The 20788-nt window shown below is 45.5% G+C and carries 15 protein-coding genes and 2 pseudogenes; 14 read left to right on the top strand and 3 right to left on the bottom strand.

Going from position 1 to position 20788, the window contains the following annotated elements; genetic code table 11:
• The first annotated feature begins 96 nt into the window (after positions 1–96).
• The 5 genes from P364_RS0133530 to P364_RS0133510 are packed head-to-tail and all read left to right on the top strand — an operon-like array spanning position 97 to position 5757.
• Positions 97–1152 (top strand): LacI family DNA-binding transcriptional regulator, encoded by a 1056-nt coding sequence (locus tag P364_RS0133530; protein WP_024634337.1) that lies wholly within the window; start codon positions 97–99, stop codon positions 1150–1152.
• Between the two features lie 39 nt (positions 1153–1191).
• Positions 1192–2442, top strand: coding sequence for an ABC transporter substrate-binding protein (locus P364_RS0133525; protein ID WP_024634336.1), 1251 nt, complete (start codon positions 1192–1194; stop codon positions 2440–2442).
• Between the two features lie 12 nt (positions 2443–2454).
• Complete coding sequence (locus tag P364_RS0133520; protein ID WP_029881506.1) at positions 2455–3513, top strand: carbohydrate ABC transporter permease; 1059 nt, start codon at positions 2455–2457, stop codon at positions 3511–3513.
• A complete protein-coding gene (locus P364_RS0133515) occupies positions 3491–4342 on the top strand; it encodes a carbohydrate ABC transporter permease (protein ID WP_024634334.1) in 852 nt (283 codons plus the stop codon). Before P364_RS0133520 ends, P364_RS0133515 begins: the two co-directional genes overlap by 23 nt.
• Positions 4343–4368: 26 nt before the next feature.
• Positions 4369–5757: an MGH1-like glycoside hydrolase domain-containing protein gene (locus tag P364_RS0133510; protein WP_024634333.1), complete on the top strand. Its 1389-nt coding sequence runs from the start codon at positions 4369–4371 to the stop codon at positions 5755–5757.
• Positions 5758–5904: 147 nt separating this feature from the next.
• On the opposite strand, the pseudogene P364_RS38840 reads toward P364_RS0133510, so the two are convergent.
• Positions 5905–6057, bottom strand: a pseudogene (locus tag P364_RS38840) (multicopper oxidase domain-containing protein); the annotation flags it as partial.
• Positions 6058–6516: 459 nt separating this feature from the next.
• Positions 6517–6948: pseudogene (locus P364_RS38835) on the bottom strand (multicopper oxidase domain-containing protein); the annotation flags it as partial.
• Between the two features lie 361 nt (positions 6949–7309).
• On the opposite strand from P364_RS38835, the gene P364_RS37155 reads away from it, so the two are divergent.
• The 8 genes from P364_RS37155 (at position 7310) to P364_RS0133460 (ending at position 18099) form a co-directional block, all read left to right on the top strand.
• The gene (locus tag P364_RS37155; protein WP_081718275.1) at positions 7310–7432 is read left to right on the top strand and encodes a sporulation protein YjcZ; all 123 of its coding nucleotides are present in this window, start codon (positions 7310–7312) and stop codon (positions 7430–7432) included.
• A gap of 203 nt (positions 7433–7635) precedes the next feature.
• On the top strand, positions 7636–9348 hold the full coding sequence (locus P364_RS0133490; RefSeq protein WP_024634331.1) for a sensor histidine kinase: 1713 nt from the start codon (positions 7636–7638) through the stop codon (positions 9346–9348).
• Entirely contained in the window at positions 9345–10751 is a 1407-nt protein-coding gene (locus P364_RS0133485) for a response regulator transcription factor (RefSeq protein ID WP_024634330.1), read from the top strand. The genes P364_RS0133490 and P364_RS0133485 overlap by 4 nt, the downstream gene beginning before the upstream one ends.
• Before the next feature lie 50 nt (positions 10752–10801).
• A complete protein-coding gene (locus P364_RS0133480; protein ID WP_063870675.1) occupies positions 10802–12475 on the top strand; it encodes an extracellular solute-binding protein in 1674 nt (557 codons plus the stop codon).
• Between the two features lie 318 nt (positions 12476–12793).
• Positions 12794–14530: an extracellular solute-binding protein gene (locus P364_RS0133475; RefSeq protein WP_024634328.1), complete on the top strand. Its 1737-nt coding sequence runs from the start codon at positions 12794–12796 to the stop codon at positions 14528–14530.
• A gap of 61 nt (positions 14531–14591) precedes the next feature.
• On the top strand, positions 14592–15506 hold the full coding sequence (locus P364_RS0133470) for an ABC transporter permease (protein ID WP_024634327.1): 915 nt from the start codon (positions 14592–14594) through the stop codon (positions 15504–15506).
• 13 nt (positions 15507–15519) lie between these two features.
• Positions 15520–16413: a carbohydrate ABC transporter permease gene (locus P364_RS0133465; protein ID WP_079344428.1), complete on the top strand. Its 894-nt coding sequence runs from the start codon at positions 15520–15522 to the stop codon at positions 16411–16413.
• A 63-nt stretch (positions 16414–16476) separates the two neighbouring features.
• Positions 16477–18099, top strand: a complete 1623-nt coding sequence (locus P364_RS0133460) for a glycoside hydrolase family 13 protein (protein WP_024634325.1) — start codon at positions 16477–16479, stop codon at positions 18097–18099.
• A gap of 40 nt (positions 18100–18139) precedes the next feature.
• On the opposite strand, the gene P364_RS0133455 is transcribed toward P364_RS0133460, so the two are convergent.
• A complete protein-coding gene (locus P364_RS0133455) occupies positions 18140–19027 on the bottom strand; it encodes a LysR substrate-binding domain-containing protein (RefSeq protein ID WP_024634324.1) in 888 nt (295 codons plus the stop codon).
• A 182-nt stretch (positions 19028–19209) separates the two neighbouring features.
• Between P364_RS0133455 and P364_RS0133450 the strand changes: the two genes are divergently transcribed.
• The gene (locus P364_RS0133450) at positions 19210–20265 is read left to right on the top strand and encodes a YeiH family protein (protein ID WP_024634323.1); all 1056 of its coding nucleotides are present in this window, start codon (positions 19210–19212) and stop codon (positions 20263–20265) included.
• The last annotated feature ends 523 nt before the right edge of the window (positions 20266–20788 follow it).

Below are 20788 nucleotides of genomic sequence, written 5' to 3'. Positions count from 1 at the left end.
GTAAACAAAATACAATGTGATTGGCAATTGCTTGGCAAAACTATAAAATGATTGTGAGGGGTGTTTCCCAAATATGAAGTGAAAAGGTGATTAGTAGTGTCAACTATTCGTGATATTGCAAGTCTGGCCGGTGTTTCTCCATCTACAGTTTCCCGTGTACTGAACGGCGATCCTTCCTTATCGGTATTGGAGGAAACAAGACGAAAAATTCTTTCAGCTGCAGAACAGCTGCAATATAAAGTAACCCAACGTCGTCATACCAATCAAGCGGCGCAGTTGAAGGATTATAAAATTGGACTGGTGACCTTCTGTTCGGAGCAATTTGAGTCGGAGGATCCGTATTACCTGACGATAAGGCTGCAAATCGAGAAAGAATTCAATCTGCTGGGGCTTCACATTACTCGGACTATTCGCTGGGTGAACCATGATTCGTATGAAAGCCTGTCAGGGCTTGATGGCCTTATCGTGATCGGCAAGTTCGAATTCGATCCATACAATTTGTACTTCAGCCGGATACATAACATTGTTTTTGTCGACTATTCGCCGGATGAGGACCGCTTTGATTCCGTCGTCGTCGATTTTGACAAGGTAACCCGGATGGCTTTGGATCATCTTACCGGACTTGGTTATGAAAGGATCGGCCTGATCAGCTCACGCGATTTTATTAATCGTTTCGGTTCCAACTCTGGTATAGATTCAGTGGATCAGCGGCAAAGCAGTTTTGAAGCTTATATGAAGCAGAAAAATCTGTACCTGCCCGAGCATGTGCATATCGGTAATAATTTCTCCATGTCCACCGGGTATCAGCTCATGAAGGAAGCTATTGAGAAGCAGGATTTACCGGAAGCTTTCCTGATTGGTTCTGACCCCATGGCCATAGCTGCCGGAAGGGCGTTGAAGGAGGCCGGCTTAAAGGTGCCGAGTGATATCGCAATTGTCGGCATCGATGATATTGAAATGGCTTCTTATGCCAATCCGCCGTTAACCACGGTGAAAATCTACACTGAACAAATGGGCCAGAGCGCGGTAAAAATGCTGCTTGAACGAATCGGTGGCAGAGAAGTGCCGTTAAAGATCGTGATTCCGTCGAAGCTGATTATTAGAAGCAGCTGTGGTGCGGAAATCAGGTCCGTAGGGGACACAGAAGGTTGACTTGACGTCATTTAAATATTCAATTCAATAGGGGGAAAAATGGTGAAAAAATGGTCTTTGATTATTTTATCTCTACTTGTTGTAATTGCGTTGTCGGCGTGTTCCGGAAATGGAGGGAACTCGTCGGAAAGTCAGAGCGGGACGAAAGACAAGGGGAAAATAACGTTTGCATTCTGGGGAGCTCAGTCAGAAGCTGATGCGATCAAGCAGGCCATTGATAACTTCGAGACCAATTACCCCGACATTCAGGTTGAGAGCCAATGGATACAGAAGGATTATCTTACCAAGCTACAGACGATGATTGCAGGAGGAACGACTCCTGATGTCATGCTGATCTCAGGAGGGGATCTGCCTGGTTTTGCAAACGCTTTCCAAGAGTTGAAAATAGATAAGTCACTCTTCAGTTCTCCTTCCCTTGTCGATTCCATGAGTGTAGATGGCATAGCATATGCAGCACCATTTATTATCAAGCCTAAAGTCATGGCGATTAACGTCGATCTTTTCGAGAAAAATAACATTCCGCTTCCAAGCAAGACTGAACCGATGACGGTTGAACAATTCAATGACATCGCTAAGAATCTCACTTCTGGAGAAGGGGCAACAAAGATTTTTGGTTCAGAACCACTGTGGCTCGGTAACTGGATTTATGCGTTTGGCGGTCAATTTTACAGTGATGATCTGAGCAAGTCGGCACTTGATTCGCCGGAAGCCATAGCAGCTGCGGAGTATATTGTCTCTAGCAAACAAGCGGGAATCGTGCCGAACGATAGTGAGAAGCAGGGACAAAGCATGATGAACTGGTATCTGGGAGGAAGGATCGGCATGTTCACCGACTTTGGTCCTTGGTATTTACCGCAAATGGCTGATGTACAGAAATTCAAATGGGACATTGTTCCTTTCCCAGGGAACGGCGGTTCCAAAGAAGTTAACGGGCTGGCTCTAAGCAAAGACAGCAAGAATTCTGAAGCCGCCGAAACTTTCATTAATCACCTTACACAAAACGAAGAGGTGCAAAAAATCATCGGAGGGAACAAGAATGCTTATGGGGTGCCGGTTATTTCCAGTGCAACAAGTGCGTTTGAAGCTGTTTCCCCAGACAAGAACCTGAAAGCCTTCGTCCTTGCCGCCGAGAAGCAGCATACACAGGAAGCCCAGAAGGGTACGAATGAAATCAACAACGTGATGAAAGCTATCGATGATACGACACCAATCGGAATTGGAAACAAGGATGTAAAGGAAGTATTCCCGCAGGTAGCAGAGAAGATAAATCAGATTTTACAACAAAACTAACGGGAGCAAACTATGAATGGAATAATAGAAGGGATCTACAATTTCTATGAAGGAATAGGGGCACCAGCAGCTTTGCTGCCTCTTCTCCCTTTTCTGACCGTTATCGTGCTAGTATTCGCTATCATCTTTACCATTACCAGCGCTCTTGTGAAAAAGAAGATTATCCATACCAAAGCAGCGAGTTTTTATTTGTTCGTCTCGGTCTGGATCATTGGTTTTCTGTTATTTACCGTAGGTCCGATGATTTTTTCTTTCTATATCAGTTTCAACAAATGGGAGGTCGTCAGCGACCCGAAATGGATCGGTTTGGACAACTACCGCATGCTGTTCAAGGATACCATGTTTTATAAATCGCTGTCCGTGACCTTCTATTACACGCTTGTAAGTGTACCCCTGCAGGTCATTCTCTCTCTTGCGATTGCCTTGCTAATGAATTTAAAGCTACGCGGAATTTATTTTTTCCGTACAATATATTATTTGCCAACGCTCGTGCAGGGTGTTGCACAAATGGTGCTGTTTATCTGGATCTTTAACCCGAATGTCGGTCTGGTCAATTCGTTATTGCGTAGGATAGGTATCGAAGGCCCCGGCTGGTTCTCCAGTCCAGAATGGTCAATGCCTGCAGTCATTATCATGAGCCTGTGGACGGTCGGAGGCAATATGATTATCTATCTGGCCGGTCTTTCGGATATTCCACAAAGCTTGTATGAGGCAGCCGAGATTGATGGAGCAACGGCAGCAAGAAAAGCCTGGCATGTGACGCTGCCGCAGATTTCACCAATTTTATTCTTCAATACAGTTACAAGTATGATCGGGGCATTCCAGACCTTTACCCAAGGCTTCATGGTAAACGGTGGACCGGATAATTCATTGTTGTTCTACGCCTACTATCTATATCAAAATGCCTTTATGTGGTTCAAAATGGGCTACGGTTCGGCACTGGCCTGGGTACTCTTTGTAATTATCCTTCTGTTCACTGCGCTCGTATTCCGCAGCAGTGCATTATGGGTGTATTACGAAACAGAGCAAACCGGAAGGAGGAAGCGTCGTGTCCGTAAAAAAAGAGCGTAACTCTGCGCACAAAAAGGTGCATTGGCTGGCCTATATATTGCTGCTGATCGGGAGCGTTATGTTCCTGTATCCCTTTCTCTGGATGGTTTCTGCATCTCTAAGGAGTCTGGAGGAGGTCGCAGTATCCGGGATGAGCATCTGGCCTGATAACTGGCGCTGGGATAATTATGCGAAGGCGCTTGCGGCGTTCCCGTTCGGTCGTTATCTGGTCAATACCGTAATTACAACGGTGTTACCTATCATTGGTACGGTTCTTTCTTCATCCATTGTGGGCTATGCCTTTGCCCGTTTGAAGGTGAGGGGAAGTGGGATATTGTTCGTTCTGGTCCTGTCAACCATGCTGTTGCCGGGCGAGGTTACGATGATTCCGCAATTCATTCTGTTTAAGAATCTGGGCATGCTGGATACGCTGTACCCCCTGATCGTTCCAGCCTTCTTTGGATCGGCGTTCTATATCTTTTTACTGCGTCAGTTCTATTCCCGACTACCCGTCGCATTGGAGGAAGCAGCGATTATCGACGGCTGCGGTTACTTTAAAATTTGGTGGAAGATTTTCCTGCCGCTGTCCAAACCGGCTCTGATGGCGGTTGGCGTCATGGTCTTCATGGGCTCCTGGAACAATTTCATGGGACCGCTTATTTATATCAACAGTGATAAATGGAAGACGCTCACGCTCGGTCTGGCAGGGTTCCAGGGGACTTATGCCACAGATACTAATTTGCTAATGGCAGCGGCTATTGTAATCACTTTGCCGTGTATCCTATTATTCTTCACCTCGCAAAAAGCATTTATGGAAGGTCTGACCTTCTCAGGTTCGAAGGAAAGTTAACCGAAAAGGACAGGAGTGACTTTGACATGTCTTATGAGAGAGAAATAGAATCCCAAGCTGGTGCAGTAACTTTTCAATCATCCGATCAGGATTTGAATGAAGGTTTTGTTTGGGCCAAACGCCAGGCACTGGAGTATGCCCACTTTGGCGAAGATCCCGTCGGGCTATGGTACGAAGCTGCTCTTCCAGCCAGAGAGGCATTCTGCATCCGTGATGTCATGCACCACAGTACCGGAGCTGCTGTACTCGGGCTTCGTCTCCATACCAAGAATATGATCATGCATTTTGCCGAAAATATTGCCGAGTCGCGTGACTGGTGTACTTACTGGGAGATCAATAAGGACAATGTTCCTGCCCCAGTCGATTATGAAAGCGATGAGGATTTTTGGTATAATCTCCCCGCCAATTTTGACATTATTGATGCCAGCTTGCGTCAGTACCTGTGGACAGGCGATATTTATTATTTGAATGATAGTAAGCTATTGGAATTTTTTGAGTTAACCTTAAATGAATATACCAGTGCTTGGGACAAAGATGGGGACGGAATATTGGAATATTACCCCGAATACGGACGCAGGGGGCTGGCTACATTCAACGAAGCTGGACATCAGCCTTTGATGGGTGGTGATATGATCGCTGCACAAATTGCCGGTTACCGTGCATTTGTCCATCTTGCCAGTCTCAGAGGCCAAACGGAGACAGCGGAAGTGTACGCCGCCAAGGCGCAAGACCTGGAACAGCGTTATCAGCAGGAATGGTGGAACGAGGAGAACGGGCGCTTCTTCGGCGCCAAGCTTCAGGACCATTCTTTCGTAACAGGCTATAATGCTGAAGGGACCTTTCTCCCGCTCTATTACGGGGCAGTCAGTGACCCGGAGAAACTGCATAAGGCGCTTGAGGATGTCAAGATTAATCGTGTTGCCAACGTTGAAGGAAAGACTTATCTGCCTGATATTTTTTATCGGTACGGCCAAAATGAAGAAGCCTTTAATGAATTGAAAGAGCTGGTAAATCCATCTTTGGAGCGACGGGATTACCCGGAGGTATCTTATTGCGTGATAGGCTCCATGGCTGCTGGATTGATGGGAGTTACGGCAAACGGAGCATCGGTAATCAGCACCTTGCCAAGACTTGCACATTCACTAAAATGGGCGGAAATGGGGAATATCCCTATCCTTGATCGGAACATTACGATTAAACATACTGAGAACACAGAGAGTACATTGACGCTGCAATCTGGAAAACCCTTTGTCTGGAAGGCTACTTTTCCTGTAAATGCCGAAACGTTATACCACAATGGCATAGCCGCCCTGACCCAACTGGAAACAACCGAAGGGGGAGAACAGATCTGCTTTATTTCTGTAGAGGTGTCAGAAGGAGAGACACATCATGTGTCTACTGTGCCGGAAGATTAACATTCATGAGATATAATCTATTTGTTCCAAGTGATTGTGAGTCATAAATCCTTCAAAAGAGACATGTACCTTATGTTTAGCAGGACATGTCTCTTTTTTATTAATTTTTTTGGGGATATGTCAACTTTTTGTTGCAGCGCTGGAGCGCTAAAAAATATCAAAAGGTCGCATCATTTCGTAATCTTCATGCTCAAGCATGTGACAATGCCATACATAACGCCCGGTAAAGGGTCCGAAACGAGCAATAATCGTGGTAACGTAACCAAAAGGAGTTGCTACAGTATCTTTTAATCCCGTTTCATATGGATTAGGAGGAGATTTACTTCAATTCTTTCAGAAATGCGATCTATCCACATTTTTCCATACAATAGGTTTAAGGAGCGACCATATTGATCCTTCACTCTGACAAGTGTTAAATATCTTGTTCTCTTTGCCATACTTTGCGGGAGTCGTTCGAATGCTTCTAGATAAAAAGGAATTGAGCTGGTATCTGTACTTTTTAAGGGAACACCTACTCTGAATTGCATGATATCTATTGTTTCAGGGGACGCACTTTTCGTGACATTTTTGAGAATAATAGTTTGACCATAGTATTGAGAAAAATCAATGATCACATCTACTCGCTCGGCACTTAAAAGTACAAATTCGTTTATTCTTACTGTTGTCTCAAGAAAGCCACTATCGGTCCCAATTTGATAAAATGGTTGATTTGGATTCCATTCTTAATGTAAGGATTCGGCTATTGGATGCGTTCAAAATTCGAAATCGGTTTGGATACGTATAAACCTCTCGTTCAAACAAAGGCCCCGTTTGCTCGAAATTTCTCGTAAACCAAGCTTCAGGGTAGCCATCACTATGAGCCGGCGTTCTTCCTCCGTGTAAATGCACAACGCTTCTACCTTCTGGAAGAGTTATTTCCGAACCATGAACCGTAGTATCAATGGGAAGAAAGTACTTATTGGGCAGGTCGTTCATCCATTTAACAAACACGGTTTCATTCTTCAACACTTCAAACTTAGGACCTGGAAATGTTCCGTCATAACCCCATAAACGGGTTGGCCCGAGGTCTCTATGCAGCTTCTGAGAAAACTCTTTCATAGTCACTTCGTAATATGAACTATGACTACTTCGTTTCTTGGGAGACTACGTATTTGGAATAGGCAGTTCATCCACGAATTTTTGCAGTTTTATCTTTTCAGGCATAAGAATTGGGAGCCTCCCTATGGTTAGAATCAGTATGTAATTTTATGATCTTGAACTTGTTCATTATGTTAGCTATTTAGAGGAATAAAGGAGAAGCAAACATTTTCTTACCTTCGTGCTATGACCCAGCAATTAAAACAGTAACGATTGAGGATGCATGCTATTGGTGTGTCAGCATCAGGAATAAAAAGGAATGTTGAAGGCAGATCTAGTCAGCAACTGGTTCATGTACGTTTGCAGGTGAGAGTATTGCGGATGGAGCCCTTTTTTTGATGATGACGTAAATAGCCTTGTCAATACACAAAGAGTTGAATACCTTATGACATAACACAAAAGAGGAGGAGATTACATGAGCGAAGTAGGATATGGAAATGTTGGAGGTCAGGGTGGATACGGTGGCTTCACATCCATCGGCGCAATCCTTGTTCTGTTCATCTTGTTGGTCATCATCTCTAAAGCTTTCCTGGTTTAATTCTTTCGCTCTATGGAGGACTCTACCGGCGTTATGCTGGTAGAGTCTTTTTGTCATGATGATATAACCTTCGAAGGCTTAATCAGAAATTCAGTTAACACACAATACGACTTGAAAGCGTTTGACTTATTGAATTATCAATCTATAATTATGGAGTTATGCATTCAACATAGAATGGATGAAGTGAAGGAGAATAGGTTGGAATGACACTCAAAAAAAGAATCTTTTTGCTGTTTTTTCTCAGTGCGTTTATCCCCTTCATTAGTATATTTGCAATTTCCTACTACACCATTGATTCCATTTTTGCGAACAAGATCGATGATGGCATTCGGAGCAATTTACAGCAGGTGACTTCCTCACTGGAGAATTCGATCACCAACCTGAATCATGTTACTCAGCAATTGTCCTACAGTGGTACATTAGGCAAGAAGCTGGATGAGGTGTTGAAACCGTCCTCCAATATATTTGAATTGATTGAAACGCGGGATGAATTAAAGAGCGAATTAAATGTCGTGACGTTTACCAATCCGAATATCGGTTTGACGTTGTATTATTTTCAGGAGGACGGCACGACACAGTTCGGCAACTTCCCCATAAAGGATCGCTTTTCACCGGAATCTTTGCCTGTGCTATCCAAAGCATATGGGATTACCTACTATGGTCCTCATGTCAGTATGAACCGGTTTGATGATCAGCTCGTTCTATCCGCTATGCGGAAGGTAAAATTGCCCCAGAGGGACGATGTTTATATTTACGTTGAATCCGGATTTCACCTTGCGCAGGATATATTGGGTTACAATCAGTACAAAGGGGATTTATCCCATCTGATTCTCGATGGAGAGGGAAACATTGTGTATAGTGAGATTCCGGAAGCGATGAAAGTCGGGGAGAATTTCTCCAGCTTATCCAAAGATGCGGCATCGGACGGAATAGCTCGCGGTCACCATTGGTTCAGGCAGGATTCCACTCAGAACTGGAGTGTTGTGTCGGTGATCTCGCAGGCCAAGTATCAACAGGAAAAAAACCAGTGGTTGCTTCAAATATTCCTGGTCGCTTTATTTTTCCTGGGCTTTACCGTATTTCTGGCTTGGCTGCTGTGGAAGATGGTCTATAAACCCCTCGGTCTGTTCCATTCGGAAATCAACGGAATGTCTCAAAATCCACAAACGGCAGGTAGTCAGACCCGAACGCAAATTCCCGAATTCGATTTTCTGCTGGGCGAATTCTCCAATATGCAGCATCAAATCGGTGACCTTTTCAAAGAGGTACAGCAGAAGGAGAAAATTCGTGCAGATCTTGAAGTGGAAAAGCTGCTGTATCAGATTAATCCTCATTTTTTGATGAATACACTGGATACGGTACACTGGCTGGCCGTCATGAATGGACAAGGGGAGATTGACAAGCTGGTGCAGTCGCTGAATAAGCTGTTGTACTATAATTTGGGCAAATTAGGTCAGGTTTCCACGATGGAAGAGGAAATTGACGCGCTTAGACAGTACTTGATCTTGCAGCAAATCCGATATGACTTTGAATTTGATGTGCGTATTTCCGCTGATGAGCAAGTGCTTCAAATACCAGTACCTCGTTTTATTCTACAGCCGTTGGTTGAAAATTCACTTTACCATGGACTGAGTGACGAAGGTTTTATTCAGATTGAAGTGACACGCAAAGAAACGTTGAACATTATGATTCAGGATAATGGAGCAGGTATGACGGAGGAAGCGATTGAAAGGCTTCTGAATAATCGTGTACCTGAACATAAAAAAGTAGGCATGGGCATCGGGCTCAATTATGTTCACCGCATGTTAAAAGCACAGTACGGGGATCAAGCTCAACTGGTGATCGAGAGTGAGTTGGGAACTGGGACAAGTATATTGCTTATACTTCCTATCAAAGGAGAAGATATCTCGGCATGATTAAGGTATTGATTGTGGATGACGATAAATTGGTACGAAAAGGAATAAGCTCCGCGATGCCATGGAACGAGTTCGGCATGGAGGTTGTTGGAGAAGCAAGTAATGGGGTCAAGGCGCTGGAGTTTCTGGAATCCAACTCGGTAGATCTGATGTTAACGGATCTTGCGATGCCGGTAATGTCAGGCATCGAGCTAATGCGAGCCGCACGGCAGCACTACCCGGAACTTCATATTGTCGTACTTACCCTACATCAGGATTTTGATTATATCCAGGAAGCACTTAGGCTGGGAGCGATCGACTATATAGCCAAGGTTCAGCTTGAGAAGGAGCAATTTGAACATGTCCTGAATCGGATACATACCCGAATTGGTGAGTTGGCTAATACAAGACGAAAGCTGCCGCTACTCGGTGAAACCAACATTCATTACCGTAAAGTGTATGCACTTGTTTCACTGGACCGGAAGTCCGGACAGAGCTGGCCGATTGAACTTGAATCCAATGTAGACGAGATTCGATTTGAAGTGGAACGGAACAGCTGGATGTGGGCGACACCCCTGGATGGTGAGGATCAACTATTCGACAGATTGAAGGGATACTTGGACCAAATTCCGCAAGCAGCCCTGCTGGTATTGTCTGATGTGCAAGAACGGACATGGTCGCAAATTCAAAACTGGATTATGAACTATACAGAAACGTCCTTATTTTATGCGTATGACCCTCAAGATCCGGTGGTTGCCGTTTCGCTAGATGAAGAAGACTCCTTTCCAATAGAACCACAGGATGAGGACATGGATCGGATTAAACGAAGTTGGTTTCTGTCTCCATGGACTCATAACGACCATTATTACAACCAGCTTGTTGAAGAATTTAAATCATTAAGGCTGCAAAAAGGTCAGCTGATGGGATTACTGTACTCTCTGGTCATGGAGTGGAACCATCTTTTTGCCCAGACTACGCTGGGCAGAATCTCCATGATCCATTCTTTTCAATCCTGGTACGAAGTGGAACAGTGGATCAAGCAGACCTCTGAAAGTATTCGAAAGGCGGATGAACAGACTTCGTATTCTCAGGAAATGATAGATGGGGTGAAAAAAGCCGTGATGATCATGCAGAATGATTTGGATCAGGCTTTTACAGCTTCAGGGCTGTCCCAGCAGCTCAACATTAGCCGAAGCTATTTCAGCCAATGCTTCAAGGACATCATGGGAAAAACCTTTAACGATTATTCCCGATATATACGAATGGAGAAATCAAAAGAGTATTTATTGAACACAAACAACACGATTTTCTGGATTGCAGAGCGGGTGGGTTATACGGATGAAAAATATTTCAGCCGAATTTTTCGTGAACTGACAGGCATGCTGCCTAGTGAATTTCGACAGCTGGGCAGAGGGGACAAATAGCCTAGGCTCCTCATACCCAACTGAGAATCCGGATGAAAGAAGGGAAAGAGATGATCAAGAAGATGGCTGCGTGTCTTGTTGTCGTCAGCTTGATTGCAAGTATAGTATTTTTCAGCATTTCGTACTTTCGGGAATCTCTGGAATCGTCTATAGGACAAGCGCCAACCATATCTGCCACTGCCACTACCCAGCCATTCAGCAAATATGAACATCCGGTCTCCATCCGGTTGGGATATGTGGTCGATCCGACAGGAACGGATCTCTCTGAAGGAGAGACATTAGAGAAGAATAAGTGGAAAACGGTGATTAAGCAAAACCTTAACATTGATGTTAAAGTCATGTGGCAGGTATCCAAGGAGAATTTCGGTCAGAAAATTGATCTGGCTATCGCCAGCAATGATTTGCCAGATGCAATGATCGTTAATCAGGTTCAGTTGAATGAGATGGTCAAAGCAGGAGAAATTGAAGATCTGACCGAGGCATATGCAAGCAGCGCTTCACCCGAGATGAAGAAAATTATCGACAGCACCAACGGATTGGCTCGGGAACAAGTGACCTTTGAAGGGAAAATGATGGCTGTACCGTCTGTCACGGCGGAAGATTTCAGCATGCTCTGGATCAGGCAGGACTGGCTGGATCGTCTTGGATTGAAACCACCAAAAACGGTGGATGAACTGGAAGCGATCGCAAAGGCTTTTGTGGAGCAGGACCCGGATGGAAACGGGAAACGGGATACGATCGGGCTTGCTTCAAGCACGGGTCTATTTCAGGATTTTAACAACAGCGCATTTGCTTTTGATCTAACGCCGATCTTCTCGGCTTATGGGTCTTTCCCCGGATATTGGCTCGAAAAAGATGGAAAACCTGTGTACGGCTCGCTGCTGCCAGAGACAAGAAACGCCTTGGTCAGGCTTCGTGATATGTATGCCAAAGGTCTCCTTGATCCAGATCTGGGCATCCGCAAAGAACCAGAGGAAACCGTCATTAGCGGACAGGCGGGCATGTTCTTTCAAGGTTTCTTTGCAGGATACTGGCCGCTTCCAAGCGCTTGGCTGAATGATCCAAAGGCAAACTGGCAGGCCTACGCGCTCCCGCTGGATGCAAACGGAGCCTATCATGTGAAGGTCGATAATCCCTCAAGCTCTTTCCTTGTGGTTCGAAAGGGATACGCTTATCCGGAGGCGATCATTAAAATAAACAATCTGTATCTTCGTGATGAGTTCAAGTATGGTACGAGTTTTATGCTAAGTCGCAATTTCTTTGCTCCGGCAGATGAAGCCCGATATGAATCCAAAGCTGTGCAGGATATTCTGGCAGGCACCAAAACACCAGCCGATTTCAAGGACAAGTCCGAATATAAACTGCTGGAAAATACAGTTTCGACGATAAAACAAACCAAGCTAAAGCCTTATGACCAACTTGGCATTTCGTATTGGGACCAGCACAACGAGAACTTTATGCGAGGTTACTCTCTTCTCGTCGGCGGAAGAAACTTCTTTGATCCGAACATCCATAAAGTACGAAGTCTTACTTACAAGCGTACACCAGCAGTGGAAAGGTTGTGGGGCAAACTGTCCAAGCTGGAACATGATACATTTTTGAAAATTATTTTAGGTGCTGCTCCGATGGATTCATTCGATCAATTTGTAGAGGAGTGGGAGGAACAGGGCGGCGACCAAGTGACTGCTGAAGTGCTGGCTTCCCACAGTGCACACTTGAAGTAGCTAAGCATTAGACGATTCGATAACTTCTACAGGACTGATTCTGAATTCCCATCCATAGCCGGCATTCTCCTGTTCAAGGAGCTTGCTGGTTTTTTTATTTCACGTGCCTGATGAAGAGAGGATAGACAAATGTAAGTCGATAGGTAAGATAAATGCTCACAACCTCAATGCTGCTCGTTGAACCCAGCAAAAATTGTACACATTTCTCTATCCAAACAAGCGTTTAATCCCTATCTCGATTAGGCTTCTCCAAGTTTTATAATGAAAGCGCAAACAACATGATAGAGAAAAAAACAGAACGAAGGGGAGTTGAATTTGATGAGAAATAAGTGGTCAATAAAAAGCAAACAGTTGACGAAACGACTGGCTGTGCTGTCCATGTCCGCCTTAATGGTTTCCATCCTTGCAGCATGTGGGGGGGCCTCCAATCCGCCGACTGCTGAGGATGCGGGCCAATATGAGGTGACACCTGGAGACCCGTTCAGTGCCTATAAAGACGAAGTAACGGTAACGATGGGACGTGTTACGACGGCAAACCCGAAATTGCCCGCAGGAGATACATACGAGAATAATGCGTATACCCGTCTGGTCAAAGAATCGTTCAACGCACAAATTAAGGACCAATTTGAGGCCAACGGTGAAGATTACAGCCGTCAAGTTTCTCTTGCAATCGCTTCCGGGGAACTGCCTGATATGATGCGTGTGGATTCCAAGGATGAGCTCAAAGAACTGGTTGATAATGACTTGATTGAAGATATGACGGAAGTGTACAAACAATATGCTACGGATAATATCAAGCAGATTTACGACTCCTATGATGGCCGTGCACTGGACAATGCCACGATTGATGGACGTCTGATGGGTCTTCCGGCGACTTCGCTGGATTCCGCGCCAACCATGGTCTGGGTTCGGCAGGATTGGCTGGATGTGCTGGGAATCAAACTCGATGCTGACGGAGACGGTGCCATCAAGCTGGAAGATGTAGAGAAAACAGCAGAAGAGTTCCTGAAAAAAGATCCTGGGCAAACCGGAAAACCGGTGGGTATTCCCTTTGTAAACACCCTGAATACGACAGACTATAACGGATCTGCCTATACTATGCTGGGCGTCGCTTCTACCAAAGGCGCGTTTCCTCAATATTGGATGAATGGCGAGGACGGCAGCATCGTTTATGGCTCGACTACAGCGGAAACCAAACAGATGCTGGGCGTTATGGCCGACTGGTTCAAGAGAGGCATCATTGACCCGCAATTTGGAACCCGTACTTTTGACGATATCACTGCACTTTACACCAACGGCCAGAGCGGGATTGCTTTTGGACCGTGGCACATCCCAGACTGGGGACTGAGCAGTGTCAAACAGATGGATAAACACGCGAAATTCACGGCTTACACGCTGGAAGATGAAGATGGCAAGGTAAATGTGGCACACGCCAATCCATCCGGTCAATTTATCGTTGTGAGAAAAGGGTATGAGCACCCTGAGCTGGCGATTAAAATTATTAACCTGTTCTACGATAAATTGGCTAATGACAAAGACGTGGCAACCTCCATGCCAGAGGCAGCCAAATATTTGGAGAGCGGCGTAGACGGTTCCACCAGACCGTTTAACATTGAAGTCAACTCGGCTACATCGCTGCTGGATGATTACTCCGATGTCGTTCGCGGAATTAAAGGCGAGATTGGTCTGGATCAGGTCCGGACAACGGAATCGAAGAACAATATTGGCAGTATCCAAACGTACTTGAAAGACCAGGATACAGACGATATAACGGCTTGGTCGAAATATCACTCCCGTATGAACGGAGTGGGGCTGATCGACAAGCTGACGCAGGAAGGCAAATTCAACTGGATGACGCCAGCGTTCTCCGGAACTACACCAAGCATGAAACAGACGTGGGCTAACCTGACCAAAATGGAACAGGAATCTTTCATCAAAATCATTACGGGTGCGGAACCGCTGGATTACTTCGAAACGTTCGTCAGCAACTGGAAGAAACAAGGCGGCGATCAGGTGATTCAGGAGATTGAAGCTGAAACCAAAACTCAAAAATAATAAGGCTAACACTGCTGACAGGCTGCGATAAGCAGCCTTTCTTCAGGAAAGGGGTTCATCCATGAAACAGGAAAATGTTAAAGCAAGAAACCGATTGGGCACAGGTGCCATGTATCATATGATGATGCTGCCGGGCATTTTATTTTTGCTGGTATTCAGCTACATTCCCATGGTTGGTGTCATTACGGCGTTTCAGGACTATGTACCAGCCAAAGGTATGTTTGGCTCCGAATTTGTTGGGCTCAAGCATTTTATTTATATGTTCAAACTGCCGGACATCGGCCAAGTGATTAGCAATACGTTGGTGATTGCCATCGCCAAGATTCTGCTCGGCACACTGATGGCCATCATTTTTTCCATTTTATTAAACGAGATCCGCTTTAAATTTGTTAAAAAATCCGTGCAGACGATTGTATATCTGCCTCACTTTTTGTCTTGGGTCGTTCTGGCCTCCGTGGTTGTTAACATGTTCAGCCTGGATGGAAGTGTAAATCAGATTTTGGCCTTTTTCGGCTTGGAAAATATTAATTTTCTAGGGAGCAACACCTGGTTCCAGCCGTTGATTATTGGAACAGACGTATGGAAGGAATTCGGTTACAGTTCCATCGTTTATTTGGCTGCCATTACCTCGATTGATCCCGGTTTGTACGAAGCGTCAGGGATTGATGGAGCAAGCTGGTGGAGAAAAGTATGGCATATTACGTTGCCGGGTATGCTGCCTATTATCCTGCTCATGGGGGTCATGAGTCTGACCAATATTTTGAGTGCAGGCTTCGACCAAATTTACAATCTTTACAATCCGGTTGTCTATGAGTCGGGCGATATTCTGGATACCTATGTATACCGGATTGGTCTCGTTGGCAGACAGTATAGTTTTGGTACAGCTGTTGGACTGTTCAAGTCAGTGATTGGTATTGTTCTACTATTGTCAGCCAACCAATTGGCCAAAAAATACACCGACAGAAAAATATTCTAAGGAGGCGAAACTTGTGTCTTATTCCGCAAGCCTGAAAGACCGAATGGGCCGGTTTGTTATCTACGCCATCGTTATACTGCTGGCTTTGATCTGCCTCCTTCCATTATGGAATATCGTTGCGATTTCATTTAGCAGCAGCGAGGCTGTCTCGGCCAACAGCGTAGGTCTGTTACCCGTCAATTTTACAACAGCAGCTTATTCGAAAATTATTGATGATGCGCAGTTCTGGCGCTCCTTTGGCATTTCCGTTCTACGTGTGGTTCTATCCCTTGTGCTCAACATGATTCTTATTGTTTTGATGGCTTATCCGCTATCTAAGTCGAAAAGGGAATTTAAGGGCAGAAATATTTATATGAATGTCATGATTTTTGCCATGCTGTTCAGTGGTGGGATGATTCCCAGCTATCTGCTGATCAAAAACCTGGATATGCTCAATACAATTTGGTCGCTTGTCCTGCCAGGTGCTGTACCAATATTCAGTGTCATCCTTGTGATGAACTTTTTCGCAGCCGTGCCGAAAGCGCTCGAAGAAGCAGCTTTCATTGACGGGGCGAACGCATTGCAGGTTCTGTTCAAAGTGTATGTTCCCGTGTCTATTCCGGCACTGGCGACGGTGTCCCTGTTCAGTATCGTAGGCACGTGGAATGACTTCTTCAGTGGACTGATCTATATGACCAAAGTCAGCAACTATCCGCTGATGACCTATATTCAGTCGCTTAATGTAAATATTGCCGAACTTCTTCAAGCCGGCACGAACTCCGCTCAGCTCAGCAATCTGACTGAGATTTCGAACAAAAATCTCAATGCAGCCAAAATCGTAGTGGCTGTCATTCCGCTGCTGCTGATTTATCCGCTGCTGCAAAAATACTTTGTGACCGGAATTGTTGTGGGATCGGTAAAAGAATAATAGTGAATGGAGCGGAATTCGGATGAGCAGATCTGGATCTGTTCAAGAAAAAGGTGGTGCGTTATGGGAACTAAAAAATGGTGGAAAGAAATTGTCGTATATCAGATTTATCCCCGCAGCTTTCAGGACAGTAATGGTGATGGAATCGGGGATTTGAAAGGCATTTTATCCCGGCTCGATTATTTGAAGGATCTGGGCATCGGTGCGATCTGGCTGTCACCGGTGTGCAAGTCTCCGCAAGATGACAACGGCTATGACATTTCGGATTACCAGGATATTGATCCGATGTTTGGTTCACTTGAGGATATGGAATTGCTGATTCAGGAAGCAGGCAAGCGTGACATCCGAATTATTATGGATCTGGTGCTTAACCACTCATCAGATGAACACCCCTGGTTCAAGGAAGCCCGTAAAAGCAAGGATAATCCGTACCACGATTATTATGTGTGGAGAGATGGTGTGGAAGGAACACCACCCAATGATTTAGGTTCAACGTTCGGTGGATCGGCCTGGGAATGGGTCCCTGAGCTGGGGCAGTACTATCTGCATCTATTTTCTGTTAAGCAACCGGATCTGAACTGGGAGAACCCCAAGGTACGGCAGGAGATATACGATATGATTCAATGGTGGATGGATAAAGGTGTAGGCGGTTTCCGTCTGGATGTCATTGATCTGATAGGCAAGGAGCCTGACCTCAAAATTACAGGCAATGGGCCAAATCTGCGGAAATATATGCGTGAACTCAGTAAAGAAACCTTCCAAAAGGGTGATCTGCTAACTGTCGGAGAAACATGGGGAGCAACGCCCGAGAGCGCCAAACTTTATAGCAACCCGGACGGCAGTGAACTATCCATGGTCTTCCAATTTGAACATATTAGCCTGGATGAGCAGGCGGGGAAAGGCAAGTGGGACCTCCAGCCGCTGGATCTGCTTCAATTAAAGAAAGTGTTGTCCAAATGGCAAACCGAGTTGAAGGGCGAAGCCTGGAACAGCCTATTCTGGAACAACCATGATCTTCCACGAATCGTGTCCCGTTGGGGAGATGACGGGGAATATCGTGTGGAGTCTGCCAAAATGCTGGCCACTCTTCTTCATGGCATGCAGGGTACGCCATATGTGTACCAGGGTGAAGAGTTAGGCATGACGAATGTACGTTACGACATTGAAGAATACCGTGATATTGAGCTGCTGAATCTGTATAAGGAACGGATTGGGAATGGATATTCGAAGGAAGACGTAATGGAATCCATTTATGCCAAAGGCCGTGATAACGCACGTACGCCAATGCAGTGGGATGCTTCCGAAAATGCAGGTTTTACGGAAGGCAAGCCATGGATTTTGGTAAATCCGAATTATACTGAGATTAATGCGGAAGAATCTATAAATGATCCGAATTCCATTTACCAGTACTATAAAACACTGATTCAGCTGCGAAAAGAGCATGAAGTAATCATCTATGGGGATTATGAACTGCTGTATCCGGAAGACACCAACCTCTTCGCTTACACACGAACACTTGGTGGCACAAAATTGCTAGTAATGTGCAACTTCTACGGCAAAGTTGTTCCATTCCAGATTCCCGGGGAATTTGCAGGGGATAAAAGATTATTAATTAGTAACTATTCGGAAGGAGCTTCAGAGAACGCACTTCGTCCGTATGAAGCGAGGATGTATTTGCTCGGGTAGTGTAAAAGATAAGGGTTGAAGGCCAAAAAAGCCTTCAACCCTATTTTTTGACGAAAAGAAGCTTCTGCAAGAAGACATCCAGTGCCATGGATTGGGAATGCTCCTTGTTGCGAATGATGGAGAAGCTGCGTTCCAGATGCGGCTGTCTGATTCGCAGCTCTTCGACTTCTCCGGTTGCCAGCTCCTTATGAACGATCCATCTGGATACCATCGCCATTCCGAGCCCGGAAGCAACAGCTTCCTTCACACCTTGACTGCTGGTGAAGACATAGGAACGCTTGGGACGGATCGCTGTCTGTTCCATAAAATGATCGCTGAAAGCACGTGTTCCCGAACCCAACTCACGAAGGACCCAGACCTGATCCTGAAGCATGTTTTGCTCTACCACGACGGAACCGGAGAGGGGATGGCCGGAAGGAGCTACAACAATCATTTCATCCTTCATATAAGGGATAACGTCAAGATCTGACGAGGCTTGCGCTTCACCCTCCACAAATCCAATATCCAGCTGATTTCCCCTAACCGCAGACAGAATCTCCTGGGTATTGCCAATAGTAACCTGAAGGTTGACCTGCGGATATTGAGCTGCGAATTCTGCCAGCTTCTTAGGCAAAATATATTCACCTATGGTGAAGCTGGCACCGATCTGAATACTTCCGGTCACCTCATCCCGCAGCATCTGGATCTCCTGCCTCGCTTCATCGTAGCGAGCCTGAATGACCTTGGCATGTCTGTAGAGGATCGCCCCCGCTTCAGTCAGAGATACCTGCTTTGGCGAACGATGTAGCAGCTTGGCTCCCAACTCATTCTCCAGATTTTTGATATGCAGGCTCACCCCCGGCTGGGACAGGTTCAACAGTTCTGCGGCCTTCGAGAAATGGCTTTGCTCCGCAACGGTAACGAAGACCTTTAATGCATCAGTAATCATTATAATTCCTCATTTGAATAGTGAATTTTCATGGCAATAAGCCTGTTGGACTCATTTTAACATAAGAAAGGCAATCAATCATAAGTTTTTGTAATGATTAGGATCGCAGATTCATATTTCACTTCTTATCATTCTGCTTCTATAGTGAGGATATACTTTATCCAATAAGGAAGTGCAGAGCTATGATCCTACAGACACAGTTGAGATTCGTCAAAAATATAAAAGTGGTTAGAAACCGGGGATTTTTGCAGGGGATTGGACTGACCTTACTACTCTCGTTCATTGCCAAGCTGCTGGGTTATCTGCCGTTTCTGAATATCATGGGTCAATTGGTTATTGCCATTCTGCTTGGCATCCTGTACCGGGCCATACGAGGCGTACCGCAGACCGCTCAATCCGGGATCTCCTTCTCGGGAAAACGATTGCTGCGATTCGGCATCATTCTGCTGGGGCTGAAGCTGAACCTGCTGGATATTGTCCATGCAGGCTACAAAGTGGTTGCGCTAGCGGCAATCAATGTTGCGATTACGATCTTTGTCGTCTACGGACTGAGCAAGTGGTTAAAGATCGATAAACGAATAGGGCTGCTGACCGCATGTGGAACAGCCATCTGCGGTGCCGCAGCCGTGGTCGCGATTGCGCCACAGATCAAGGCTAAAGATGAAGAAACCGCTGTAGGTGCAGCGACTGTGGCTATATTGGGCACCATTTTCACTCTGGCCTATACATTCCTGTATCCGGTATTGGGTTTAAGTGCGAATGGATATGGCGTATTCACAGGAGCTACACTGCATGAAGTGGCCCATGTCATCGCGGGGGCTGCACCAGGAGGGCAAGTAGCACTGGATATGGCAGTTATCGTGAAACTAACCCGGGTCGCCATGCTGGTGCCGATTGCTCTGATCATCGGTTTGTGGAGTGGACGACAGGCGCCTGGGGGAGAGCAAAAATCAGCTAAAGGAATCCGGTGGCGTGAATTGCCCGTACCCTGGTTCATTTTCGGTTTTCTGGCGATGAGTGGATTAAATACGCTGGGTATTATTCCGCAAGAGATGATCTCGGGGCTTCTGGTTCTTTCCTATATGCTGCTTGCGATGGCCATGGCTGGATTGGGGTTAGGTGTGGATATTGCTACCTTCCGCCGTCTGGGCAAAAAGCCTTTCTTGGCAGGGCTGCTTGGCTCTATTGTTTTGTCCGTAATCGGCTTCGTGCTGGTTTGTGGTTTTGGTCTGAACTAGGTCGTTTGTGCAAACTCAGGCAGGCCACCACGTACACTCTTTTCAGCAAGCCGAATGACTTAACCAAACACAACAAAAAGCACGCATTGATTCTTAGGGGATCAATGTGTGCTTTTTGTTGTTCGACAGATGGTGATCATCAGATCCAGAAGAACACGACCAATGATTTGACGAACATCATGCGAATATCATGCTGAAAATATAAATATTTTCCTTTTATGGTTGAAAAGTCCGAAATGCACACAGGAAAGTCTGGATAACGATGTACTTTATGTTCGCAAGTATTCAGGTTGTACGTAAACATCCGAAAAGGAACATTAGAAGTCCGAATACCGTATCTAGGGGTCCGATAAGGAGAATGGGAAGCGGTTTATACTGAAGTTAATCCAGCGATGGAAGATCCAAGTAAGATAGCAGGATGAGTATTTTAATAAGGGGGTGATGATCGGCGCAGAGAAATAGGCTGGAATTCAACCGTTCGTTTATTGAATAACAATTTTGCTAATAACCTGAGGAGGAATTC

Source organism: Paenibacillus sp. MAEPY2 (genome assembly GCF_000499205.1).
Lineage (GTDB): Bacteria > Bacillota > Bacilli > Paenibacillales > Paenibacillaceae > Paenibacillus > Paenibacillus vandeheii.
This window is presented reverse-complemented; position numbering and strand designations above follow the sequence as displayed.

Coding starts and splice junctions, on each gene's coding strand:
- P364_RS0133450 (WP_024634323.1), top strand. CDS start 19,210: ATGATCCTACAGACACAGTTGAGATTCGTCAAAAATATAAAAGTGGTT.
- P364_RS0133475 (WP_024634328.1), top strand. CDS start 12,794: ATGAGAAATAAGTGGTCAATAAAAAGCAAACAGTTGACGAAACGACTG.
- P364_RS37155 (WP_081718275.1), top strand. CDS start 7,310: ATGAGCGAAGTAGGATATGGAAATGTTGGAGGTCAGGGTGGATACGGT.
- P364_RS0133525 (WP_024634336.1), top strand. CDS start 1,192: ATGGTGAAAAAATGGTCTTTGATTATTTTATCTCTACTTGTTGTAATT.
- P364_RS0133520 (WP_029881506.1), top strand. CDS start 2,455: ATGAATGGAATAATAGAAGGGATCTACAATTTCTATGAAGGAATAGGG.
- P364_RS0133490 (WP_024634331.1), top strand. CDS start 7,636: ATGACACTCAAAAAAAGAATCTTTTTGCTGTTTTTTCTCAGTGCGTTT.
- P364_RS0133480 (WP_063870675.1), top strand. CDS start 10,802: ATGATCAAGAAGATGGCTGCGTGTCTTGTTGTCGTCAGCTTGATTGCA.
- P364_RS0133470 (WP_024634327.1), top strand. CDS start 14,592: ATGAAACAGGAAAATGTTAAAGCAAGAAACCGATTGGGCACAGGTGCC.
- P364_RS0133460 (WP_024634325.1), top strand. CDS start 16,477: ATGGGAACTAAAAAATGGTGGAAAGAAATTGTCGTATATCAGATTTAT.
- P364_RS0133510 (WP_024634333.1), top strand. CDS start 4,369: ATGTCTTATGAGAGAGAAATAGAATCCCAAGCTGGTGCAGTAACTTTT.
- P364_RS0133485 (WP_024634330.1), top strand. CDS start 9,345: ATGATTAAGGTATTGATTGTGGATGACGATAAATTGGTACGAAAAGGA.
- P364_RS0133455 (WP_024634324.1), bottom strand. CDS start 19,027: ATGATTACTGATGCATTAAAGGTCTTCGTTACCGTTGCGGAGCAAAGC.